This is a genomic window from Pontibacter sp. BAB1700 (genome assembly GCF_000277005.1).
Classification (GTDB): Bacteria; Bacteroidota; Bacteroidia; order Cytophagales; family Hymenobacteraceae; genus Pontibacter; species Pontibacter lucknowensis.
The window spans coordinates 1-9643 of sequence record NZ_AKIS01000092.1; the positions used below are offsets into that span (position 1 = coordinate 1).

Below are 9643 nucleotides of genomic sequence, written 5' to 3' on the forward strand. Positions count from 1 at the left end.
ATCCAGCACACTGGCGGCACAGGTGGTGGCTACCAGGGCAATCGTCCGGGACAACGTCCTGGCGGCGGACCTGGAGGTCGTGGGCCACGCAATGCTCCATCTCCTCGCGCAGAAAAAGCAGAGGTAACTGATAAGGAAATTCAGGAACAGATCAAGGCTACGCTGGCGAAGCTAAGCGGCGGCAAAGGTGGTGGTGGTAACCGCGCCAAATACCGTCGTGAAAAACGCTCTGCTATTGCTGATGCAACAGAAGAGCGCCGTCTGATGGAGCAGGCAGAGTCTAAGACACTGCGTGTGACAGAATTCGTGTCAGCCAATGACCTGGCAGCGCTTATGAATGTGAGCGTGAACGAAGTCATCAAGGTATGTATGCAGTTGGGTATGTTCGTATCCATCAACCAGCGCCTTGACGCCGAAGCGATCACCATCATTGCGGACGAATTTGGCTACTCAGTTGAGTTCATCACATCCGAAGATGAGCAGGCGCTTGAGGTAACCATTGAAGAAAACGAAGAGGACCTGGTAGATCGTGCTCCGATTGTGACCATCATGGGTCACGTTGACCACGGTAAAACCTCCCTCCTTGACTATATCCGAAACGCCAATGTAACAGCTGGCGAGGCCGGTGGTATCACGCAGCACATTGGTGCCTACAGCGTGAAAACTGAAGGCGGACGTACCGTTACCTTCCTCGATACTCCTGGTCACGAAGCCTTTACGGCCATGCGTGCCCGTGGTGCCAAGGTAACAGACGTTGTTATCATCGTGGTAGCGGCCGACGACTCGGTGATGCCACAGACAAAAGAAGCGATCAACCACGCACAAGCTGCTGGTTCGCCGATCATCATTGCTCTGAACAAAATTGACAAGCCAGGAGCTAACCCGGACAAGGTACGTGAGGAACTTGCCCAGATGAACATCCTGGTAGAAGAGTGGGGTGGTAAGTACCAGTCGCAGGAAGTATCTGCCAAAACTGGTGCTGGTATACCTGACCTGTTGGAGAAAGTATTGCTTGAGGCTGAACTCCTTGAGCTAAAGGCTAACCCTGACAGAAAAGCTGTTGGTACCGTGATCGAAGCATCGCTTGACAAAGGCCGTGGTTATGTAGCCACTGTGCTGGTACAAACAGGTACGCTTAAGATTGGTGACGTGGTATTGGCTGGCTCTCACTATGGTAGAGTAAAAGCGATGACTGACCACCGCGGTCGTAAGATGAAAGAGGCTGGTCCATCTACTCCGGTACAGCTACTCGGGCTTGACGGTGCGCCACAGGCCGGCGACAAATTCCAGGTGATGGAGTCGGAGCGTGAAGCCCGCGAGATTGCAAGCAACCGCGCACAACTGCAGCGTGAGCAAAGCCTGCGTACTCGTAAGCACATCACACTCGACGAGATTGGCCGTCGACTGGCGATCGGTACCTTTAAGGAACTGAACGTGATCGTAAAAGGTGACGTGGACGGTTCCGTAGAAGCACTTTCTGACTCCCTGTTGAAGCTGTCAACTGCCGAAGTGCAGGTGAACATCATCAGCAAAGGCGTAGGCGCTATCTCCGAATCCGATGTACTGCTTGCTTCGGCTTCTGATGCAATTATCATTGGCTTCCAGGTACGACCTTCTCAGAATGCACGCAGACTGGCAGAGCAGGAGCAGATCGACGTTCGTCTGTACTCTATCATCTACGATGCGATCAACGAAGTGAAAGATGCGATGGAAGGTATGCTTGCTCCTACCCTGAAAGAGGAGATCACAGGTAACGCTGAAGTGCGCGATGTGTTTAAGATTACGAAGGTTGGTACGATTGCAGGCTGTATGATCACAGACGGCTCTATCCAGCGTAACTCTAAAGTACGCCTGGTACGCGACGGCATCGTAGTGCACGACGGCGAAATTCTGGCACTCAAGCGCTTCAAAGACGATGTATCAGAAGTACGCCAGGGATACGAGTGCGGTATCAGCCTGAGAGGATACAACGAGATCCAGGTTGGTGACGTGATCGAAGCTTACGTAGAAAAAGAAGTGAAGCGTACGCTGTAATACAGCCAACTTCATCTATCATAAGAAAGGCTCCTGCGAAAGCGGGAGCCTTTTGTTTTGCACCTAATATGAAGCATGCATTTATACCTGCCTGACAGGAGCTAAACCTGATGCGGCATACCTCCAATACCCGTATCGATTGATTGAGGAAGATACTCTACCTTCTAAACTGAAAGCCTGTAACGTGTAAAACCGTTCGACCTATCAATAAAGTATCCATCCCTTAAACAGTAAGCTAACTCAGATTCAGGAGATACAAAAAAGCCCTGCCCGGATAAACCAGGCAGGGCTTTTTCGTTGTTTTTTCAGCAACTGATTATAAGGACATCCGAGCTAGACGGCGCTTGTCGCGCTTATGCTTGCGATGCATTTCTTTCTCTTTTTTCAGAATGGCTTCCATTCGTTTGCTTCCTTTGATGCGGTCTTTAGTAAAGCGGGAACGGTTCGTGTTCTCATAGGCATTCCAGCGTGTATCCAAACCTGAAGCACGTGCTCCCACGGCATCAACGGTAGTACCTTTTTCCTGTACTTTGGCTGTACCCCAGAACTCATCTTTACCCGAACTCAGGGAAGTACTCGATGAACTTGATGTCTGTGCCATCGCATCGGACACAAACAGGAAAAAAGCTAGAGAGAATAGTAACGATATGACTTTTTTCATAAATCCACTTTTGATAATGTATCTATACAACGTACATTATACGCTAAAGTATACATTTTTAGTGAATAACAAGAAGTGCAGGACAAAAGTTTACTATTCAAATTTGTAAGAAAATCCTATTCCCATGGTTTCTTTGAGCTGTAAACGAGGACCTTTCCCATCCAATGTACCATCCCCACTGCGGTCTACATCGATCATGATATCATCATCATAGATCATGTGCAAAAAGAGGCTGGCTGACAGGAATTTGTTCACCTTGAAGTTCACCAGGTTCTCCCAGTTCACATCAATATTTTTGGCATTGCGGAGGTAGTTCGAAAATAGGTCGGCCTTCGACTGCAGCGTTACATTTTTGAAAATCTCGTTGCGAAAGCGAACATTCACAAAACCACCGAACTCTTCCCGCAGACGCTCCCCTGTACCAGGTATAAGTCGCCCCTCCAAATCGCGCTGAGCAGGCTCTACACCAAACGCGCCGTAGTCGGCCATGCGCTGGTTGAGCACTGCCGTGAACTTGCCTGTAAAAGGTGAAATAAAAACTGAAAGCTTAGGATTAGGCTTGTAGTCCATACCTATGGAGGCCAGCACAAAAGCGGGTGCCATAAAGTTGGAAATGACAGAGTCTCGCTCCGAGGTATACGTTGGGCTGATCTGTGTACGGGTATTGAGCTGAGCCGTGTAAAACCACTTGCTGGAAGCCTGCCTACCGTACTTCAGGTTAAGTTCTAGCCGGTCGTCACTTTTGCGGAGGCGCTGTTCCTGCAGCTTCACAGTGCCATAAGTGAGGTCCAGGGTATTGTTCCAGGTATGCTTCCCATTCTTGTAGTTGCCGTAGAGGTTCAGGATACCCAGCGCTGACAGTGAGTTCTGTCCGCCGGCCGCCCAGTTGCTCAGGCTTACCTGACTGAAGTTGACTGTGCCGGTTCCTCCGAAATCCCAGATATTGCGAACGGCCACTGTGTCGACGAGGGTGTCCTGTGCAGTGACTGAAAATATGGTGATGTTAAATATGAAAAGCGGAAGTAATAGATTGCGCAATAAAGCCTTAAGCATGAAAATAAGGTATAAAGTGAGCAGTATGCTGATTAAACCGCACAAAGATAACAAAACGATGTTGGAGCACCGAAGTTAAAAGGAAAGTTTACAGCAAGGAGAGTTGAACTGGGCCATTGCCAGATTGCATTTTAGGGATTTAAGCAAATCACTGCTATATTTGCTGCTGGTATCTATACATCTACTCAGAGATAAAAACTATGTCTATATACGAAAACCTGCTGCTCAATCTTGAGAACGGAATCCTGGTGATCACCATCAACCGTGCCGACAAGCTAAACGCGCTAAACATCGATACGATTAAGGAGATTAAGGCTGCCATCCAGCAAGTCTATGATGACCCGGCTGTGAAGGGAGCAATCTTTACAGGCGCCGGAGAGAAAGCTTTTGTAGCGGGTGCCGACATTTCGGAGATCTCTGAACTAAGCGAAGTGAACGCCCGTGGTTTTGCAGAGCGCGGTCAGGAAGTTTTCAGCATGATCGAACGCTGCACCAAGCCTGTCATTGCCGCCGTAAACGGCTTTGCACTGGGTGGAGGCTGCGAGCTTGCCATGGCCTGCCACATGCGTGTTGCCAGCGAAGGTGCCCGCTTTGGTCAGCCGGAAGTGAACCTGGGCCTGATACCGGGCTACGGTGGCACACAGCGCCTGACGCAACTGATTGGCAAAGGCAAAGCCATGGAACTGATGATGACCGCTGACATGATCGGGGCCGGAGAAGCCAAGGCGCTAGGTCTGGTAAACCATGTGGTGCCTGCCGTAGAGTTGATGCCAAAGGCCATGGAGATCATGAACAAAATCCTTTCGAAAGCACCACTTGCCATTGGCCTGGTGATCGACTGCGTGAACGCCGTGTACGACAAAGATGAAGACGGCTATCAAACGGAGGCGAACTCTTTTGCCCGCTGCTGCTCTTCACAGGACTTCATTGAAGGCACCAACGCATTCCTGGAGAAGCGTAAGCCTGTATTCAAAGGCGCATAAGCCTACACCCTCAGAACGCGCTATACCTATCATAAAAAGCAGGTATAGCGCGTTCTGTGTTTTTCAGCTGACACTAATACCTACCTGCCCCAAACAAACGCATGAGCATAGCCAAAAAACTGGTCGGTCAAACCGCTGCCTACGGACTGAGCAGTATTGTAGGCCGTGCGCTCAATTACCTCCTTGTACCGGTTTATACCCGTGTGTTCCTGCCCGAGGAGTATGGGGTGGTGTCGTACCTGTATGCCTTTGTGGCTTTCTTTAACATCGTGTATACCTACGGCATGGAGACGGCTTTTTTCCGCTTCGCCAATAAACCTGAGCAAGACCCGAAAGCAGTTTACAACAGGGTACTGAGCGCTATTCTGGTCAGCAGCACGATCTTTACAGGTATACTGCTCCTTTTTTCGCAGCAAATCGCAGATTACATTGGCTACCCAGAGCAGCGGGAGTACATCGTTTGGCTGGCGCTGGTACTGGCGATCGATGCACTAGTGGCTATACCTTTCGCCTGGCTCCGGCATCAGAACAAAGCTATTAAGTTCGCTTCCATTAAACTGGCCAACATCCTGCTGACGGTGGGTGCCAATCTGTTTTTTCTGGTTCTGCTGCGGCACATCTACGAAGGACAATACCTCACGAGTCTTCAGCCGCTGGCTACATCCCTCTACAACCCTGACTTTGGAGTAGGCTACATCTTCCTGATCAACCTGGTGGCTAATGCCTTGCTTATACCGATGCTTTGGAAAGAGCTGCGCATCTTCCGCTTCAAACTGGATGTGGAGCAGCTTAAGCCTATGCTGCGCTACGCCTGGCCGCTCCTGTTTATGGGCCTGGCAGGTATGGTAAATGAGGTGATTGACCGTATTCTGCTGGAGCGCTACCTGCCCGAAGGCTTTTACCCGGGCACCAGTAACATGGCAGCCGTAGGTATATACAGTGCCTGCTATAAGCTCGCCATTTTCATGACACTCACCATACAGGCTTTTCGCTATGCCGCTGAGCCGTTCTTCTTCTCACAAGCTAAAGAAAAAGAATCGCCACAAGCCTTTGCCTTGGTCATGAAATGGTTTGTGATCGCCTGCGCCTTCATCTACCTGTTCATCTCCACTAACCTCGAGGATTTTGCCCTGCTCATTGGCCCTGAATACCATGATGGTCTGATGGTGGTGCCGGTGCTCCTGCTGGCCAACCTGTTCTTGGGTATTTATTATAACCTGACTGTTTGGTTTAAGCTCACAGACAAAACACACTTTGGCACTTATATCAGCTTCGGTGGCGCCGCTATTACCATCGCTTTCAACCTGCTGCTTATACCTGTACTGGGCTACATGGGCTCTGCTATTGCTACGCTCATCTGCTATGTGGGTATGGCACTGGCTACTTACCTACTAGGCAACGTGCACTACCCGATTCCCTACCCTGTCAAGACCATTTTAGGGTACATCTTATTTGCCACGATACTTGTGCTGGCCGCCTTCCTGGTGCCTGTCGAGAACTTCTGGCTGCGCCATGTATACCACTTGTCACTTTCGGTCGTTTTCCTGGCGGTGGTCTGGTTCAGGGAGCGGGCCTACTTTCTAACTAAAAAATAATCTTTATCTTTAATAGATGAACACGACGAACTTACCGGTTAAAGTCATTAACCAATCCAAGCATGCACTCCCTTCTTACCAAACGGAGCACTCGGCAGGTATGGACCTGCGCGCGAACTTAGAGGCGCCTGTTACGCTTAAGCCGCTACAGCGTGCCCTTATACCTACGGGCCTGTTTATTGAGCTGCCCGAAGGACACGAGGCGCAGATCAGGCCCCGTAGCGGACTTGCCTACAAACATGGCATCTCTATCGTGAACAGTCCCGGCACCATCGATGCAGACTATCGCGGCGAGATCAAGGTGCTGCTGGTTAATCTGTCGGGTCAGGACTTTGTGGTAGAGGATGGCGAGCGTGTGGCCCAGATGGTCGTAGCGCGCTATGAGCGGGTGGCATGGGCGCAGGCTGAGGTGCTGACAGATACCGAACGCGGTGCCGGCGGCTATGGCAGCACAGGCACGAAATAGTCTTTACACCCCAGGTATAGCCTGCCTTTACCCACTTTTTAAAGCAGGCTAAAACCAAACATTCAAAATACAGTATTAATCAAAACCAATAGTGGCCAGGCAACACGTCTGGCTACATTTTTCAATCCATAAACTAATAGCTATGAGGATTATTGTACCTATGGCAGGTATGGGCAAGCGTATGCGCCCACACACACTTACTGTTCCTAAACCCCTTATACCGATAGCAGGCAAGCCGATTGTGCATCGCCTGGTAGAAGATATCGCCAAAGTATGCCACGAGCCGATCGAGGAAGTGGCTTTCATCATTGGTCACTTTGGTGATGCCGTTGAGCGCGACCTGAAAGCTATCGCTGAATCGGTAGGTGCCAAGGGCAGCATTTATTACCAGGAAGAAGCCCTGGGTACAGCGCACGCCATCATGTGCGCGCAGGACTCGCTGGAGGGCAAGGTAGTAGTGGCATTTGCCGACACCCTGTTCAAAGCCGACTTCCAGCTCGACACAAACGCCGACGGCACCATTTGGGTGCAGCGCGTAGAGGACCCACGTCCTTATGGTGTGATTAAACTCAACGAAAACAACGAGATCACCGACTTTGTAGAGAAGCCACAGGAGTTTGTTTCTGACATGGCCATCATCGGTATCTACTACTTCAAAGACGGCGCTTACCTGCGCAACGAACTACAGTACCTGCTTGATAACGACATCAAGGACAAGGGAGAGTACCAGCTGACAAACGCGCTGGAGAACATGAAAAACAAAGGCACGAAATTTATTCCTGCCGTTATCTCAGAATGGCTCGATTGTGGCAATAAAAATGCAACAGTTTTCACGAATCAACGCTATTTAGAATATATCAAAGATGAGAAGGGTTTGGTAGCCGCGTCAGCTGATATCCAGAATTCCGTGATCATCCCACCCGTGTATATCGGAGAGAATGCCGTGATCCACAATTCAGTGGTAGGCCCGCACGTTTCTATTGGAGACAATACCAGCGTATTGGAGTCCATACTGAGCAATTCCATCGTTCAGAAGGAGTCAACCATCAAAAACGGGAACATAGCAAACTCAATGATAGGTAATTTTGTTTCCTATGAAGGACGCCAGTCAGACCTAAGTATTGGCGACTACAATACGCTTAAAGATTAGCATACCCATTTTATGACCCGATTCAGAAACATTGTGCTCGCTACTTGCTGCCTTGCACTGGTCGCGACCGGCGAAAGCCAGGCCCAGTCTAAGAAAAAAAAGAAGGGCAAGGAGAAGAGCGAAACAGCACAGGTAGCCATACCTGCGCCCCAGCCCGAACCCAGCGAGCAGGAAAAGCTGCTGAGCGAGGCATTGTTTCTGGAGGGTATGAAATATTTTATGCTGGAGGACTACAAGCAGGCACTTAGTCAGTTTCAGAAAGCATATGCCGTAACGCCAGGCAATGCGGCACTCAATTACAAGCTGGCCGAAACCTACATGCTGATGGAAAACCCGAAAGCGGGCGTTTCTTTTGCACAGGCAGCCATCGCCAGCGATAATCAAAATCCCTACTACTACCTGTTACTCGCTCAGCTTTATACCGAACAGAAGCAGTACACCGAGGCGGCTCAGGCTTACAACGATCTGCTGCGCAATGTGCCCGACCAGGAGCAGTACCTCTTCAGCTTAGCCGAGCTATACCTGGCTCAGTCTAAGTATGACGATGCGCTCAAGACCTATGACCGCATTGAGAAAAAGTACGGTGCACTGGAGCAGCTCTCCATGAACCGCCAGCAGATATACCTGCGCCAGAAAAATATCGGCAAGGCCTTGGCTGAAGGTGAAAAACTGATTGCGGCCAACCCGACCGAAATCCGGTACCTGCTGGCCCAGGCTGAGCTGTACAACGCCAGCAAAAAACCAGACATTGCGATTGAAACGCTCAACCGTGCCCTGCGCATTGAGCCGAATAACCCGTTTGCGCATCTGATGCTCTCGGACCTGCATCGCCAGAAAGGTGATTTGCAGGAGTCTGAAAACCAGGTGAAGATCGCATTCGCCAGCACCGACCTCGACATCGACACCAAAGTGCGCATCCTGGTTGACTTTATCAGGCAATTGCCTAACCCTGCAGTGGAAGGTATAGCCCTTGAGTTGGCTGACCTCACCATAGCATCTCATCCTGAGGAGGCCAAAGCTTATGCCGTTGCCGGTGACTTGCAAACGATCATTGGCAAAAAGGAGTCGGCCCGCGGCAATTACATTAAGGCTGTGAAGTTAGATGACTCTCACTTCAAGATCTGGCAGCAGATTGTGCTGTTGGATGCGGAGCTGGGCGAATCGGGAGAATTGGTGCAGCACTCTGAACAGGCGCTGGAGCTGTTCCCGAACCAGGCTGTGTTCTGGTTCTACAACGGCACAGGTCACCTGATCGAGAAAAACTTTGACCGTGCTGCCAAATCCCTGGAACATGGCAAGCGCCTTTCAGCGAGTGAGCCCGAGTTGGTGGCACAATTCAATGCCCAGCTAGGAGACGCTTACAACTCCATAAAAGAATACAAGAAGTCGGACGAGGCGTATGAGGCTGTTCTTTCGCACGATCCTGACAACGAGCATGTGCTTAACAACTACAGCTACTTTTTGTCGCTGCGTGGCGAGCAGCTGCCCAAAGCCAAAGCTATGGCCGGGCGACTGGTAGAGAAACATCCTGCCAACCCCACCTACCTGGATACCTACGCCTGGGTGCTGTACAAGATGGATGACTACGAAGGCGCTCTGAAATACCTGGAGCAGGCCATCGCCTATTCCGAGGACGCTACCATCGTGGAGCATTACGGTGATGTGCTGTTCAAACTCGGCAAGCGTGACGAGGCTGTCAGG

8 protein-coding genes are annotated in these 9643 nt (G+C 50.4%); 6 read left to right on the forward strand and 2 right to left on the reverse strand.

The genetic code is table 11. The features are described from left to right. Window positions 1-2034, forward strand: a 2034-nt coding sequence (gene infB, locus O71_RS11595) for a translation initiation factor IF-2 (RefSeq protein ID WP_007656823.1), incomplete at its 5' end; no start/stop codon positions are given. Between the two features lie 316 nt (window positions 2035-2350). Here infB and O71_RS11600 read toward each other — a convergent pair. Both O71_RS11600 and O71_RS11605 read right to left on the reverse strand, forming a co-directional pair. Next, window positions 2351-2695 carry a hypothetical protein gene (locus O71_RS11600; RefSeq protein WP_007656825.1) on the reverse strand — a complete coding sequence of 115 codons (345 nt, stop codon included), beginning with the start codon at window positions 2693-2695 and terminating at the stop codon, window positions 2351-2353. 93 nt (window positions 2696-2788) lie between these two features. After that, entirely contained in the window at window positions 2789-3748 is a 960-nt protein-coding gene (locus O71_RS11605; protein WP_007656827.1) for a DUF3078 domain-containing protein, read from the reverse strand. A gap of 200 nt (window positions 3749-3948) precedes the next feature. Here O71_RS11605 and O71_RS11610 point away from each other — a divergent pair, with 200 nt between their 5' ends. From O71_RS11610 to O71_RS11630, 5 genes are all read left to right on the forward strand, one after another. Next, window positions 3949-4731: an enoyl-CoA hydratase/isomerase family protein gene (locus tag O71_RS11610; RefSeq protein ID WP_007656829.1), complete on the forward strand. Its 783-nt coding sequence runs from the start codon at window positions 3949-3951 to the stop codon at window positions 4729-4731. Between the two features lie 101 nt (window positions 4732-4832). Then, a complete protein-coding gene (locus O71_RS11615; protein ID WP_007656835.1) occupies window positions 4833-6326 on the forward strand; it encodes a lipopolysaccharide biosynthesis protein in 1494 nt (497 codons plus the stop codon). A gap of 16 nt (window positions 6327-6342) precedes the next feature. Then, window positions 6343-6792, forward strand: coding sequence for a dUTP diphosphatase (dut, locus tag O71_RS11620; protein WP_007656845.1), 450 nt, complete (start codon window positions 6343-6345; stop codon window positions 6790-6792). Between the two features lie 142 nt (window positions 6793-6934). Further along, a complete protein-coding gene (locus O71_RS11625) occupies window positions 6935-7942 on the forward strand; it encodes a sugar phosphate nucleotidyltransferase (protein WP_007656846.1) in 1008 nt (335 codons plus the stop codon). A gap of 12 nt (window positions 7943-7954) precedes the next feature. Continuing rightward, the coding region (locus tag O71_RS11630; RefSeq protein ID WP_007656847.1) for a tetratricopeptide repeat protein at window positions 7955-9643 on the forward strand (1689 nt) is incomplete at its 3' end.